The organism is Pseudoalteromonas sp. GutCa3, from assembly GCF_002836155.1.
Taxonomy (GTDB): Bacteria; Pseudomonadota; Gammaproteobacteria; order Enterobacterales; family Alteromonadaceae; genus Pseudoalteromonas; species Pseudoalteromonas arctica.
Genome location: NZ_PJBK01000101.1, coordinates 173,720 through 187,937 on the forward strand (window position 1 = coordinate 173,720; position 14,218 = coordinate 187,937).

General features: G+C 38.5%; 11 protein-coding genes. 8 read left to right on the forward strand and 3 right to left on the reverse strand.

Features of this window, described 5'->3' with window-relative positions; all coding sequences use genetic code 11:
* The first annotated feature begins 255 nt into the window (after nt 1-255).
* Entirely contained in the window at nt 256-1,821 is a 1,566-nt protein-coding gene (locus tag CXF64_RS18795) for a diguanylate cyclase domain-containing protein (protein ID WP_232783812.1), read from the forward strand.
* Between the two features lie 49 nt (nt 1,822-1,870).
* On the opposite strand, the gene CXF64_RS18800 is transcribed toward CXF64_RS18795, so the two are convergent.
* On the reverse strand, nt 1,871-2,086 hold the full coding sequence (locus CXF64_RS18800) for a hypothetical protein (RefSeq protein ID WP_002958138.1): 216 nt from the start codon (nt 2,084-2,086) through the stop codon (nt 1,871-1,873).
* A gap of 170 nt (nt 2,087-2,256) precedes the next feature.
* On the opposite strand from CXF64_RS18800, the gene CXF64_RS18805 reads away from it, so the two are divergent.
* From CXF64_RS18805 to CXF64_RS18820, 4 genes are all read left to right on the forward strand, one after another.
* Nucleotides 2,257-4,164 (forward strand): DUF1800 domain-containing protein, encoded by a 1,908-nt coding sequence (locus tag CXF64_RS18805; protein ID WP_101217763.1) that lies wholly within the window; start codon nt 2,257-2,259, stop codon nt 4,162-4,164.
* A gap of 9 nt (nt 4,165-4,173) precedes the next feature.
* Nucleotides 4,174-5,514 carry a DUF1501 domain-containing protein gene (locus CXF64_RS18810; protein WP_101217764.1) on the forward strand — a complete coding sequence of 447 codons (1,341 nt, stop codon included), beginning with the start codon at nt 4,174-4,176 and terminating at the stop codon, nt 5,512-5,514.
* A 108-nt stretch (nt 5,515-5,622) separates the two neighbouring features.
* Nucleotides 5,623-6,336 carry a DUF1499 domain-containing protein gene (locus tag CXF64_RS18815; RefSeq protein WP_010555166.1) on the forward strand — a complete coding sequence of 238 codons (714 nt, stop codon included), beginning with the start codon at nt 5,623-5,625 and terminating at the stop codon, nt 6,334-6,336.
* 143 nt (nt 6,337-6,479) lie between these two features.
* The gene (locus tag CXF64_RS18820; RefSeq protein ID WP_101217765.1) at nt 6,480-7,526 is read left to right on the forward strand and encodes an NAD(P)-dependent alcohol dehydrogenase; all 1,047 of its coding nucleotides are present in this window, start codon (nt 6,480-6,482) and stop codon (nt 7,524-7,526) included.
* 77 nt (nt 7,527-7,603) lie between these two features.
* Here the strand turns inward: CXF64_RS18820 and CXF64_RS18825 are convergent, their stop codons facing one another.
* Nucleotides 7,604-8,809, reverse strand: a complete 1,206-nt coding sequence (locus CXF64_RS18825; protein WP_101217766.1) for an MFS transporter — start codon at nt 8,807-8,809, stop codon at nt 7,604-7,606.
* Nucleotides 8,810-9,169: 360 nt separating this feature from the next.
* Between CXF64_RS18825 and CXF64_RS18830 the strand changes: the two genes are divergently transcribed.
* From CXF64_RS18830 to CXF64_RS18840, 3 genes are all read left to right on the forward strand, one after another.
* Nucleotides 9,170-10,468 carry a methyl-accepting chemotaxis protein gene (locus CXF64_RS18830; RefSeq protein WP_101217767.1) on the forward strand — a complete coding sequence of 433 codons (1,299 nt, stop codon included), beginning with the start codon at nt 9,170-9,172 and terminating at the stop codon, nt 10,466-10,468.
* Between the two features lie 154 nt (nt 10,469-10,622).
* Nucleotides 10,623-12,788, forward strand: a complete 2,166-nt coding sequence (locus CXF64_RS18835; protein ID WP_101217768.1) for a TonB-dependent receptor — start codon at nt 10,623-10,625, stop codon at nt 12,786-12,788.
* 211 nt (nt 12,789-12,999) lie between these two features.
* A complete protein-coding gene (locus CXF64_RS18840) occupies nt 13,000-13,962 on the forward strand; it encodes a TDT family transporter (RefSeq protein WP_101217769.1) in 963 nt (320 codons plus the stop codon).
* A gap of 2 nt (nt 13,963-13,964) precedes the next feature.
* Here the strand turns inward: CXF64_RS18840 and CXF64_RS18845 are convergent, their stop codons facing one another.
* Nucleotides 13,965-14,156 (reverse strand): DUF2986 domain-containing protein, encoded by a 192-nt coding sequence (locus CXF64_RS18845; RefSeq protein ID WP_007581250.1) that lies wholly within the window; start codon nt 14,154-14,156, stop codon nt 13,965-13,967.
* Nucleotides 14,157-14,218 lie beyond the last annotated feature (62 nt).

Genomic DNA, 14,218 nt, shown 5'->3' on the forward strand with positions numbered 1-14,218 from the left:
AACACGTTTTTCCGCCCTCAAAATAGACCACTTAATTAAGCGAATTGGTATAATTTTATGTATATATTAAATATATTATTGAAAGGGCTAAAGTTTTAACGCTATAAAATTTAATAGTAAACTTTGTTTATTCCTGCTCATGAATTTATACTACGCTTTAGTAAGAAGCTAATTATTTATTATTTAGGTACAGGGAGTCTAAAATATAAAAATGTAAGCTACTTTGACTTAATTTTACACGATTAGATAGAGACTATGACATTAAGATTTTTTGTAATAATAGGTACTTTGATTTTAATGTGCTTTGTAACAAGTTTATTAGTTGGGTACCGCTATTTCTTTAGCCTGCCGACCATAAACACTAGTATTGAAGATTATCAAAATCGTGAATTATTAAGTCTTAAAATTGCGCTTGATAGAGAGTTTATATTTTTAGAAACACTCAATTATGACTACGCCGTATGGGATGATACTTATAATTACATGGCTGATTTTGACGTAGAATATGTAGATTCAAACTTTGTAGGTGACACCTTCTACTCTCTCAAAATTGATGGTGTGTTTATTTACGATATAAATTTTAATATGGTTTACGGGCAAGCGTATGATTATATTAAACATACTGAGTTTGATGCGCCTGATTTAGATTTACAGGTTAATAAATTAAACCGCGCAATTATTCCTAATTCAAAAGCCTCTGAAGACGACAACAGTTTAAGCCATTCTGGTTTTTTGCAAACAGCGGGCGGCCCTATCATGTTTGCATCGCATGTAATAAAGCGAACAGATAAAACAGGTGAGCCTGTTGGTAGTATTGTTTTTATAAAAAAAGTAAGACCGTCGTTGATCAAGTCCTTAGCTGAGATTGCACAAGTGGAGCTTAGCTACTCACAAATAGAACAGGCTAGTTCTTTAAACGATATTGCGACGCTTAAAGGGAGCCTCCAAGGAGAGGACATTGCCACTCAAAGGAAAAGGGTGATTCTAGATATAAACGGTAATCCACTTCTTGCTTTGAACATTAAGCACCACCATCAAACACTGCCAGTTTTATTTGATCACTATTTAAAACTTATTTTGTTAATGTTTTTTGTAATGTCACTTTTGAGTTTCTATATTGTAAATCGTTACTTTATTGAACCACTTATTAACGGTGCGTCCGCTATTAATTCAATGTTGGTTAAAAACGATTTACAACCTTTGAGGTTCACTAATCAATTTTTAGAAATGCGCGTTTTAATTAGCGGTTTTAATGCGTTAATTAAACAAGTAAAAGAGCAAAATTCTAAGCTCGAAAAAATAAGTAAAATTGATGGGTTAACCCAAATTTACAACAGGCGTGCCTTTGACGAAATTATAGCGGCTCAGTGGGAGCAGGCTCAACAGCAACAAAATGCCTTTGGAGTAATATTACTTGATGTAGATCACTTTAAAAATTATAACGATTTTTATGGTCACCAAGGCGGAGACAATGCTCTACAGCTCCTAGCTGGTAAATTACAACAAATGGCAAAGCAAAACACAGGAACAGTTGCGCGCTATGGCGGCGAAGAGTTCATATTATTCTTTAAAGAGCTTTCTTATGAAGAGTTTGTAAATATATCTCAGCAATTGCTTTTGGCGGTTCGGGAGTTAAATTTACCTCATGAAGCGTCGCCTGTACGTAAATATTTAACAATTAGTGCTGGGTGTGTATTTGCTACAAAAGAAACCTTAAGTAGTAAAAATGTGTCTATGCAATCACTAATTAAAGAAGCTGACATAATGCTTTACGAAGCGAAAAACTCAGGTAGAGATAAAACATCAATCAAATCTATATAATTCAAGTGAATTATTAAAGATGCATCAGCTGTTTTTTATTATAAAACGCTTAAACCTCTTTCCCGCCATGGCTCTGTGCTAGGTCGTCAAGTTCGGCGCAAGTGTAATCAAAACCACTTTCGTCGTATTCGTATGTCACTTTTACACTATCGCCGCCATTAAAAAGTCGTGTTTTTACATCGTTAACCGGCCAGTCTTTCAGTTCGTGTAAAAACCGGTTAGCAACTTGTGAAGATTCAAAACAATAGCGAATTTCTGTTTTCATAAATAATAAAGCTCTGGCTGTTTACCCCTGCAGCTAGTGCATTATTAATGGGGCGTTCATGATTCGGTTACAAAAAATAAAGAGTTAAATTGTAAATTTTGTGTTTCAATAAATGCATCAAACTCGGTACACACTAACGTACTTTAATTAACGAATGACGACGACTTTACATGCATTATAAATTTGCTCTGATCGCAAGCTCGGTTTTTATACTAAGCGCTTGCGGTGGTTCAGGCTCAGATGATACGCCAACCGTTAACGGAAATAAAATCCCCATTTTGTCAGTCGCTGATATTCCTAGTGAATTAAGTAAGGGCCAAACAATTGAGCTAACAGCAACAGCCAGTGATAAAGACGGCACTATTACATCTGTTGTATGGCAACAAACGCAAGGGCCTGAACTAATTAGCGGGCCTTTAGAGGCAGTAACCACCTCAGTAACACTGCTAAATGCGCAAAGTTATAAGCCTGTTAATTACGCTTTTTCGGTCACAGCAACCGACAATGAAGGTGCAAGCAGTGTAAAAACGCTGAGCTTTATAGCGCGCAATAATATGGATGAGATTAGCGCCGCACGGTTACTACACCAAGCAACAATGGGGCCTAAGCTTAGTGAAATACAAAACGCACAAGGTTTAAGCGAGCAGCAATGGCTTGATAAACAAATAGCGCTACCTATTAATTATCACCGTGATTATTTAGTAAAGCTAAATGACGATGACGACTTTAAATACATAAGCCGCATAGATGCATGGTGGAAAGCAGTAATGCAAAGTGACGATCAACTTCGTCAACGTGTTGCGTTTGCGTTAAGTGAAATATTAGTGGTGTCGGATGAAAATAGTGCCTTAAGAGGGCAACCTGAGGGCATGATCACTTATTACGATTTATTACTAAAGCATGCCTTTGGTAATTATCGTGACTTACTCGAAGATGTGACGCTTTCGCCTATTATGGGGACTTACTTAAGCCATTTGGGTAACGAAAAAGCAGACGATACACTCAATATTCGCCCAGACGAAAATTACGCACGTGAAGTAATGCAGTTATTTACTATTGGCCTTGAAGAGCTAAACCTAGATGGCAGCGCCAAGCTTGATGCACAAGGTAATACCATTGCCACTTACGGACAGGTAGAAATAGAGGGGTTTGCACGCGTATTTACTGGTTGGACGTTTGCCGATAGTGAAACATTTAAGCGTAAAAGTCGTGATTATATTAAACCAATGGAAGCATTTGACGAGTACCATTCTAGTAAACAAAAAACCTTACTAAATGGCGAGGTTATACCACAAGGTTACGCAGCAGAAGAGTCATTGCAAATAGCGCTCGATAATTTATTTAATCATCAAAATGTTGCGCCATTTATTACTAAGCAACTTATTCAGCGATTAATTACGTCAAATCCAACCCCCCAATACGTTGAGCGAGTAGCTAATGTATTTATTGATAATGGCGCTGGTGTACGCGGCGATTTAGCGGCTGTAGTAAAGGCTATATATTTAGATGATGAAGCGCGGCATTTTGGCTCAGTGCTTAATTACCAAGGTAAAATTAAAGAGCCTATTTTAAAAACTGTACAGTTTTGGCGAAATCTCGATGCTAAATCGCCAGCGGGTTATTATAAAACATGGAATTTAATAAATAGCTACGGACAAGGACCAATGCAATCGGCTTCGGTATTTAACTTTTTTAGGCCTGATTATCAAACCGCAGCTTTGCGAAATGAAGGTATTGTTGCACCAGAATTACAAATAGCAAACGACGCAACACTGATTGGTACCATGAACGCGCTTTACGCAAGTTTAGTTTGGAGTACCGCAGAAGCGCGCAGCGATTTAAATTCAAATAGTATTTATATTTATGTTCAAGACGACATGAATGTTTTAGAGAAAAACGGTGTTAGCGCGCTATTAGCTCAGTACAACACGTTATATTTTGCAGGCGCAATGAGCAGTGACACGCGCCAAGCGTTACTTGATTTAGATGCCTATTTCAATGAAGAGCAATACCGTGAACGGGTTTCGTATTTATTATATATGATTGCTATTTCACCTGAATTTAACGTGCAGTATTAGGAGCGCATAATGAGCATTAATAGAAGAGAGTTTTTGTCGTTATGTGTAAAAGGCAGTGTATCGGCTGCCGCGTTAACGAGCCTGCAATTACAAGCATTAACTGGAGCGACTAATGCAGTTGAGCTAGGAGATTACAAAGCATTAGTGTGTGTGTATTTATATGGAGGGAATGATTCGTTAAATATGCTAGTTCCGCTTGAAGGCGAGCAACGTAGTGTTTACGAGCAAAGTAGGCAGAACCTGGCTGTAGAGAGCCCACTTGAGTTAAGTATTAAAAGCCAGTTTGCCGGTGGAGTCGGTATTCATCCTTCACTTGAACCTATACAAAATGTGTTTGAATCTCAAAATTTAGCATTTATAGGTGGGATCGGTACTTTACTCGCTCCCACAACATTGAGTGACTATAAAAATAAAACAATAGGTTTGCCTAAGCATTTGTTCTCGCATAACGATCAGCAAGCTGCATGGATGTATGGTCGAGAAAAACAATCACTTAATAGTGGGTGGGGCGCACGACTTTTAGAACGTTTAGAGCTACAAGATGAGTTTGCAGCTAATGTATCACTCGACGGTACTAATTTATGGCAAACGGGAAGTGCTAGCAATGCATTTGCGCTTAACAAAAGTGGCATTAGTAGTATTAACGCGTTTGGAGGGTATCAACCTCGTAGCGAGCATGTAACTTCTATTATGAACCGCTTACTAGGCAATACGAGCCATCCGTTAAGTACAGCTTATGCCAGTGGCTTAACAAGTGCGATAAATAACACTCAAGCAATGAACAGCGCGTTAGAAAGCGCGCCTGCACTTATTACCCCATTTAGCAATAATAGCCTTAGTGAGCAATTTGCAGCAGTCGCTAAAACAATTAGCGTACAGGCAAAATTGAGCACTCAGCGCCAAGTGTTTTTTGTTTCTATGGGGGGGTATGATACGCACGATAACCAATTAACAACGCACCCTGCTTTATTAAATACGTTAGCTCAAGGGTTAAGTGAATTTGATAGCGCGATGAAAGAGCTTGATATGGCTGATAAAGTGACTGCATTTACTATGTCTGATTTTGGTCGCACGTTGACCTCAAATGGCGATGGCACTGACCATGGTTGGGCAGGAAACCAAATAGTAATGGGCGGCGCAGTAAAAGGCGGCAATATATATGGCGAGCTACTAACTCAACATTTGGATGGCCCACAAGATACCGGTGGCGGGCGTTTAATTCCAAGTGTTGCAAATGAGCAGTACTTTGCCACATTGGCTCAGTGGTTTGGTGTGCCAAGCTCTGAGCTTGTTGATATTTTTCCAAACTTGAGTAACTTTGATCACACAACATTGGACTTTTTTGTGTAATTAGTCGCTAATAGTAATCTAAAAGCACTTATTAGTAGTATAAGCTACTGGTTAATAGTGCTTATCTGTTTTAATAATAAAAATCACACACAATATAGGAATCATAAAATGAAAGTTTTAGTGAGCTTAGTTAGTTTAATCGCTTTTTTACTCGTCATACTGCCAGGGCCTTTGTATAAATTTGGTATTGTAGAATTAGGTGTTGCGTTTACGGGGTTTAAATTTGGCGTTTATGCTGGTGGCGCTGCATTGGTGCTACTTATAGTACAAGCGTTATTTATGCGTAAAACGTTAACGCTAAGCAGTGGTGTTATTGCACTTGTATTTTCGGTTGTGGCTATTGCTATGCCACTTAATATGATGAACAAGGCTGAAGGTGTACCGGCAATTCATGACATTTCAACTGATTTAGTTAATCCACCAAAATTTGTAGCAATTGCACCACTACGTGCAAATGCATCTAACCCAGTAGAATACGCGGGTGAAGAAACGGCAGTACAGCAACGCAAAGCATACCCGGAGCTGGTAACGTTAAGCTTTGCACAATCTAAAGCCGATTTAATGACAGCAAGCGAACAAGCAGTTAAAAATCTTGGCTTTGCATTGGTAAGTGCAAATACGGCTACAGGTATTGTGGAAGCTACCGATACAACAACGTGGTTTGGTTTTAAAGACGATGTGGTAATTCGTATTAAAGATGAAGGCAGCCAACGTTTTGTTGATATTCGTAGTAAGTCGCGAGTAGGGCGTAGTGATTTAGGAAAAAATGCAGAGCGCATTCATTCAATTATTAATGAATTAAACAGCTTACTTGCAAAATAACTAAATTTAGCGCCCTAGTACTAATGATTGAGCCCAAACACTGTTTGGGCTTTTTTTGTGCCTATTTTATATTGTCAGGTTCTATTCACAGGCTATGTACTATGCTGTTGATGATTTAAATTTTTAACCACTATGGAGTTATTATGAAGACAGTAGGATATGCAGCAAAAAGCCAAGGTTCTGAATTGACAGGATTTTCTTTTGAGCGCCGCGATTTACGAAATAACGATGTAGAAATTGAAATTTTATACTGTGGTGTGTGCCATTCAGATTTACACGCCGTACGAAATGATTGGGGTGGCAGTGACTACCCATTGGTACCTGGGCACGAAATTGTTGGTAAAGTTATGTCGGTAGGTAGCGACGTTAAAAAATACAAGCAAGGCGACACGGTTGCTGTTGGTTGTATGGTTGATTCGTGCCAAAGCTGCGATCAATGTGATAACGATGAAGAGCAATTTTGCCGCGAAGGTATGATTGGTACTTATGCAGGCAAAGACCGCATTAGTGGTGAAATGACCCAAGGTGGGTATTCTAAACATGTTGTTGTACGCGAAGAATTCGTACTTTCCGTGCCAGAAAATTTAGACCTTTCTCGCGTAGCACCGCTACTTTGTGCAGGTATTACTACTTACTCGCCACTTCATAAATGGGGCGTAAAAAAAGGTAGCCGTGTTGGTGTTGTTGGTCTAGGCGGACTTGGCCATATGGCCGTTAAAAATGCAGTTGCAATGGGCGCAAGCGTTACGGTAATTGGCCGTAGTGAGTCTAAAAAAGATGATGCGGTTAAATTGGGTGCTCAGCACTACTTAGTGTCATCTAATGATGACGAAATGAAAGACTCGCAATCTGCCTTTGACGTCATTATAGATACGGTCCCTGTAAAACATGATTTATCTATTTACACACCACTACTTGATGTAGATGGTACTTTAGTTATTGTAGGCCAAGTTGGTCCTGTAGATGAGCTAAGCACGGTGCCACTGTTAATGGGTCGCCGTCGTATTGCAGGCTCACTTATTGGTGGTATTGCACAGACGCAACAAATGCTCGACTTTTGTGGTGAAAATAACGTGCTACCTGAGTGCGAAATGATCAACATAGACGAAATTAACACTGCATACGAGCGTATGGAAAAGTCTGACGTACGATACCGCTTTGTTATTGATATGGCATCGTTAAACGCTTAATTGTAGCGAGCAAATTGAAAATAAAAGAGCCGCTAATTAGCGGCTCTTTTTGTATTTTAAATTAATCTGAACTCAAGTTAATTAGTAGCTTGCGCTGTTGGTTGCTGTTTATTTAGTTGTAAGTAACTTAGTAGCCACATACCCAAACCACCTAAAAATAATGCAGCTGCTACGTAACCTGTTTGATTAGGTGCAGCACCCTGTGCTATTGCAATTCCACCGACCCAAGGGCCTATAGCATTGGCAGTATTAAATGCGCACTGTACAAGAGCACCAATCATAGCGTGGCCTTCGGGTGCAACGTCCATTAAAAGCGTTTGAATCAGCGTAGCCAAGCCCACACTGCAACCAATAAAGAAGATCACTGCATAAAGAGCCCAAATATTATGGCTTGCCGTTACATAAGCAAAGGCAAATACAATTGTACATACAAGCGCAAGGCCAGTGGTTTTAATTGCTGATTTATCGGCAGCTTTACCCAGTACATAGTTACCGAGCGTACAACCAATACCAAACATTACCATTGCGATAGAAATAGTATACGGTGCTGTTTTTGTTACCACTAAGATGGTGTCGGCAATGTAAGTATAAATACAAAACACCCCGCCAAAGCCAATAATTACAATACCCAAAATAGACCAAACCAGTTTATTTTTAAGTACACCAAACTCGTTTAGTAAGTTAGAAGGCTTAGCGTTATCTATATTTGGAACTACTTTATAAACAAAAATAAAAGCAATAAATGCAAGCACTGCAGCGCCGGCTAAACAGTACCGCCAACTAAGATTTTGACCCACAAGTGTTACAACAGGCACACCAACAATAGTGGCCACAGTTAAACCCATAAACACCTTAGACATAAAGCTAGCACGCTTACCTTTTGGGGCAATATCAGATGCTAATAAAATAGCCGCGCCAAAATATGCACCATGAGGTAAACCACTTAAAAATCTAAATATTACAAGCTGCTCAAGCGACGTTGCCATCGCGCTTAATCCGTTTGAGACAAACATTAAGCTTATAAATATGAGCAATGCTTTGCGCTTTCTCATATTAGCAGTGGTAAGCATTAAAATAGGGGCGCCCACTACAACACCAATGGCGTAAGCACTAATTGCATAGCCACTTTGTGATGGCGTTGAGCCAAATGTTTCGCTAATTAGTGGCAGCATAGGCATCATCGAAAATTCAGATAATCCTAAGATAAATGTGCCTAGCGCTAATACGAGTAAAATAGCGGTTCTGTTAAGTTGACTAGGTGCCGACGTTACATCTGATGTCATAGATGATCCCTTAAGGTTTAATTTTAAAAATGAAACTGCACAATAGATCTTGAATAGGAAATATTATGTGTATGCTTAAATTTTGGTGTGAGAGGGTAGTCTGTGAGGGCGCTATTTTAAGTTAAAAAAAGTACAGAGTCATGCATAAATTAGTGGTTTTATTAGGTTTTTAAAATGTTAATTAGAAGAAAATACTACTTAACATTTATAAAATAAAAAAACTATTTATAAAGCATATATATATAAGATATTAAATATTAGCCGAAAGGTTATTTAAAGCTTATATTTACAGTACAGCTACATATTGATATCACATTAATTTGCTAATTTTTGTACTAATTTACTCCTTAAGGTTTTTATATGTTTGGTATTTCTAAAAGAAACGCAAAAATTGAAGAAATGGAGCTTCAATTAATTCAAAAACAATCTATTTTATCGGCAATTAATAAGCACGTTGCTTATATAGAGTTTACACCTGATGGAATAATATTAGACGCAAACCAGTTGTTTTTAAAAACGATTGGGTATAGCAAAGAGAAAATAATTGGTAAGCATCATCGTATGTTTTGCGAACCTGAATATGCAAAGTCAAACGAATATAGTCAATTTTGGCAAGCATTAAAAACAGGGAATTCTAAAGCAGGCTCGTTTTTAAGGTACAAAGCTAATGGCGATAAGCTTTGGCTTGAGGCAACTTACTTTCCTGTAGAAGATCGCGGCGTAGTCACCAAAGTTATTAAAATAGCCTCTGATATTACGACCAGTTACATACAAAGAAAAGCGCAAGAAGCTATTGCAAATGCACTCGACAAAGCCTTGGCTACAATAGAGTTTACCCCAGAGGGTAATATTTTAAAGGCGAACCAAAACTTTTTAGCAACAATAGGTTATAGCTTAAAAGACATTGTAGGCAAGCATCATAAAATGTTTTGTACTAAATTGTTTTATGAGAAAAACCCACGCTTTTGGAGTGAATTAGCGCAGGGGCAGTTTAAGTCAGGAAAATTTAAACGTATTGCCGCCGACGGTTCAGAAATTTGGTTAGAAGCAACTTATAACCCAATTTTAGATAGCAAAGGTAATGTAATTAAAATAATTAAGTTTGCATCAAATATTACCGATCGAATTAATAATAACAGTGCAGTGACAGAAGCCGCTGCAATAGCACATGAATCGGCGGTAGCTACTGCTACAACCGCTAAAAAAGGCTCTGAAATACTACAAAGCTCTATAGCGAACTCCGACGCCATTGTAAGCCAAGTACTTAAATCGGTAGATTTAATAAAAAATCTTAATGAACAGTCTGCGGTCATAGGTTCCATTGTTTCGACAATTAGCAGCATTGCGGATCAAACTAATTTACTGGCACTTAATGCCGCGATAGAAGCAGCGCGTGCTGGTGATTATGGTCGAGGTTTTGCTGTAGTAGCTGATGAAGTAAGGCAGCTTGCAGCCAGCACTAGTCGATCTACTAATGAAATAGCAAGTGTTGTTAAAAATAACCAAGAGCTCACTAATGATATATCAAAGCAAATAACGTCAGTTTCAGACTCATCAAAACAAGGAAGAGAGCTTATTGCTAATGTGTCTGAGGTTATTAAAGAGATTGAACGTGGAGCCGATATTGTTTCTCAAACGGTAGCTAAGTTAAATACTTAGTTAATTGCATGTTCCTATGTTTAAAGCTGCCTTCTTATGTGCTCAAACACACCTAACAACATTTTAAATTGATAAAGTGCGACAATATGTCGCGCTTTTGCTTTTGCCAATCACACTATAATTACGCCAATTATTACAGTGGCATAAATTAACAATGGTTTATAAAAGCAAAACTCAAAAAACATATTTATTAACTCCTGTCGCACTTTTTATTAGCGGTGCGCTATCTCCTTTTGCATTTGCCGACGATACGCCTTTAGAAGTGATTGAAGTACACGGACATGCTCAAAATAAGCATTTAGCACTTGGTTCGTCAGAATCGTTATTAAGTGATTTAGGTGTCGATTTTTCAGCAGCGGGGGGCGTATCTAACTTACCTATCTTAAATGGTTTAATGGGCGACAGAGTTAAAGTGTTAGTTGATGGTGCAGATGTAACCGCTGCATGCGCTAATCATATGAACCCGCCACTTTCGTATATCTCGGCTAATCAAATTACGTCTTACAATGTGGTTGCAGGCGTGTCGCCAGTAAGCGCGGGCGGCGATAATATTGCCGGTGTAATAAGCGTTAATTCTATTTCACCACAGTATAGCGATAGCAATGAATTAGGTTGGCACTCAGGTTATGTGTCAGCAAAGTACAGTAGCGTTGATAACGGACGTAAACTTGGCGTTGGTGTACGTTTAGCAAGTGACACGTTTAGCCTTAATTATCAGGGTTCGTTTAGTGACGCTGATAGTTATGAAGACGGTAACGGCGATGTAGTATTAGATACATTGTATCGAGCACAAAATCATAGTTTAACCGCAGCTATGCGCGATGATAAACAGCAATTAGTTATAAAGCTAACGCATCAAAAAATCCCGTATCAGGGATTTGCAAATCAGTATATGGATATGACCGATAACACCAGCTACGGTGCAATAGCTCAATACAAACGCTCCTTTGAAAACAGCGAGCTTGAAGGGCAAGTTAACTGGCATAGCGTAAAGCACGAAATGGGTTTTTTCAGTGAAGAAAAAACAGGCATGATGCGAATGAAAACCGATGCACAAGATATAAGTACGCAGCTTAAATGGCGTATCGCGCTTGATAAAAACAGCAGTATTTTACTCGGTCAAGAATATTACAATTACAGTATTGATGATTGGTGGCCAGGTATTGAAGGCTCAACCATGATGGGACCAGACGATTACGTAAATGTAAATAACGGTAAACGAGAGCGCATAGCGGCATTTGCAGAATTTGAGAGCCAAATAAATACAAAATTATGGTTAAACGCAGGCGTACGTATTGAAAGTATTAATACCCACGTTGGAGAGGTTCAATCTTACAACGATGACATGAGTATGATGGATATGGACGATATGAGCGATATGGGTAGTATGGAAAGTATGACCATGAGCGATACGTCTACAGATAACACTATTGCTGCACAGAATTTTAATGCTGGCGACAAAGATAAAACCGACACTATAGTTGATGCTAACTTATTAATTAACTACCAAATAACAAATTATGATGAGCTGCAATTTGGTCTTGCCCGTAAAAACCGAGCGCCTAATTTATACGAGCGATACAGTTGGGGTGTAAGCACCATGGCAACCACCATGATTGGTTGGTATGGCGATGGTAATGGTTATATTGGTAACCCTGATTTAGACGTTGAAACAGCGCATACAATAAGTGCTACTTATATTAAATCGGCTAAAGATGACCGTTGGCGGTTAAGCACCAATGTTTGGTATACAGATGTGAGTGACTATATTGATGCTGATATTGTAAGAAGCTTCAATAGTTATGACTTGGACAACACTGCGCGTAACATTTTTCAGTTTACTAATGTAGATGCTATTTTGTATGGTGCAAAAATAGATTTAACAGCCAACATTTATGAATCTAAGCAATTAGGTAATTGGCAGTTACACGCTAATGTTACTAATACGAGAGGTAAGCGCGACGATACTAACCAGCCGCTTTATCAAATTAAACCACTGCAAACCCAGCTAGGTATTAGCCAGCAAATAGGTCGATTTGAAAACGCGTTATCTTGGCAGTGGGTCGATACTAAAAGCCGTGTAGATAATGATCGTTTTGAAAACCAAACAGACAGCTACAGCCTGGTTAATTTAAGCTCTAAAGCCACATGGGATTCATTAACGCTAAGTGCTGAAGTGAGTAACGTGTTTGATGAGTACTACCAACTTCCGCTAGGTGGTGTAAGTATTGCGGCACTTAAACAAGATAGCAGCAACGGGTTTGAACAACTTGCTGGGCAGGGTCGTTCATTTAATGTAAGCGTTAGTTACGCGTTCTAACTAAACTAAATTATTAAAAATAAAGCAAAAGCCATAACTGTGTTATGGCTTTTTTTGCGTTTTAATATGTAAGCCGTAAACTTATTTTTATGAAATATTTGTATGCAAAAAGCGTTCTATTAAGCACGCTTGTACTAATTTTACAGCGTTATTTTAAGGCAATGCAGTAAAAAGCAGTAACTTGTTCATCACCCAATAATTAGGAAATACAGTGTTTAAGCAATTTAAAAATAAAGTGATGGGTGCGCCAACTGCTATGGCCGGTTTAGCTTTGGGTATTGCTAGTATGGGATGGGCATGGGAAAACGTTTTTAATTTAAACTCCCAAGGGCAATTTTTGGGAGCGGTACTAGCTGGCGTATTAGTTTTACTTTTGGCTGCTAAGTTTTTACTACACCCTCATTTATTAAAAGCCGATTTAGCACACCCAGTTGCAGGAAGTGTGATCCCTACATTTGCAATGGCTAATCTTGTTATTTCAAACTCAGTTGGGCAATTTAATTCATTAGCTGGCGACATTATGTGGGTTTTAGCTTTTGTGCTGCATCTCACATTTTTGGTGAGTTTTTTATACCAGCGAGCAAAAAAGTTTAACTTCGAGGATATGGCGCCCAGCTGGTTTGTGCCGCCAGTGGGGATAATTATTGCAGATGTTACTTTTTCGGGAAATCCGACATTAGCGTGGTTAGCTTATAGCGCACTGGTGATTGGTATATCAACGTACAGTATTATGCTGCCAATTATGTTTTATCGCTTTTTATTAGCATTAAAAAGTGACTACGAAATACAGCCAACACTTGCCATTTTAGCAGCGCCTGCCAGTTTAACATTAGCGGGGTATTTTCATATTGTAGCTAATCCATCACTCTTTATAGTGGGGGCATTATTTATATTAGCGATAATAAAAACACTGATTGTTTATGTGTTATTTATAAAGTTATTACGCAGGCCTTTTACGCCGAGCTACGCTGCTTTTACATTTCCAATGGTTATTGGGGCAACTGCATTATTTAAAATGAAAGACTGGATGCAAAGTATAAACCTCGCAATGCCATATGTAGATACAGTTAATTACTTAGCTACGTTTGAACTTATAGTTGCCTCGGCAGTAGTTGGTTATGTAAGTGGTCGGTACTTTTGCCACTTTAAACTATCAAAGCAACAGGTAACGTAGAGTTACTCTTGGGTTGCCTGTGGCTCATTACTTTCTTGTTCAGCTAGTTTTTCGCGCTCAGCTTTTGACACATAACCAGGTTTGTTGCTTTTATGTAGTTTAGCGTTAGTGCGTTTATCTTTCTTTTGAAATTTAGTGACGATTTTTTTACGACGGTTCACAATTAAATACCCTGTTAATTTTAAGTCGCGCATTATACAGTCATCCTCATAAAAGCTGCTATATAAATATTCAGCTTAAGTTACCTGCGTGTTTA

Bases quoted from the DNA above. Each gene is read 5' to 3' on its own strand.
- CXF64_RS18845 (WP_007581250.1), bottom strand. From the start codon at position 14,156: ATGCGCGACTTAAAATTAACAGGGTATTTAATTGTGAACCGTCGTAAA.
- CXF64_RS18810 (WP_101217764.1), top strand. From the start codon at position 4,174: ATGAGCATTAATAGAAGAGAGTTTTTGTCGTTATGTGTAAAAGGCAGT.
- CXF64_RS18830 (WP_101217767.1), top strand. From the start codon at position 9,170: ATGTTTGGTATTTCTAAAAGAAACGCAAAAATTGAAGAAATGGAGCTT.
- CXF64_RS18825 (WP_101217766.1), bottom strand. From the start codon at position 8,809: ATGACATCAGATGTAACGTCGGCACCTAGTCAACTTAACAGAACCGCT.
- CXF64_RS18820 (WP_101217765.1), top strand. From the start codon at position 6,480: ATGAAGACAGTAGGATATGCAGCAAAAAGCCAAGGTTCTGAATTGACA.
- CXF64_RS18835 (WP_101217768.1), top strand. From the start codon at position 10,623: ATGGTTTATAAAAGCAAAACTCAAAAAACATATTTATTAACTCCTGTC.
- CXF64_RS18795 (WP_232783812.1), top strand. From the start codon at position 256: ATGACATTAAGATTTTTTGTAATAATAGGTACTTTGATTTTAATGTGC.
- CXF64_RS18805 (WP_101217763.1), top strand. From the start codon at position 2,257: ATGCATTATAAATTTGCTCTGATCGCAAGCTCGGTTTTTATACTAAGC.
- CXF64_RS18815 (WP_010555166.1), top strand. From the start codon at position 5,623: ATGAAAGTTTTAGTGAGCTTAGTTAGTTTAATCGCTTTTTTACTCGTC.
- CXF64_RS18800 (WP_002958138.1), bottom strand. From the start codon at position 2,086: ATGAAAACAGAAATTCGCTATTGTTTTGAATCTTCACAAGTTGCTAAC.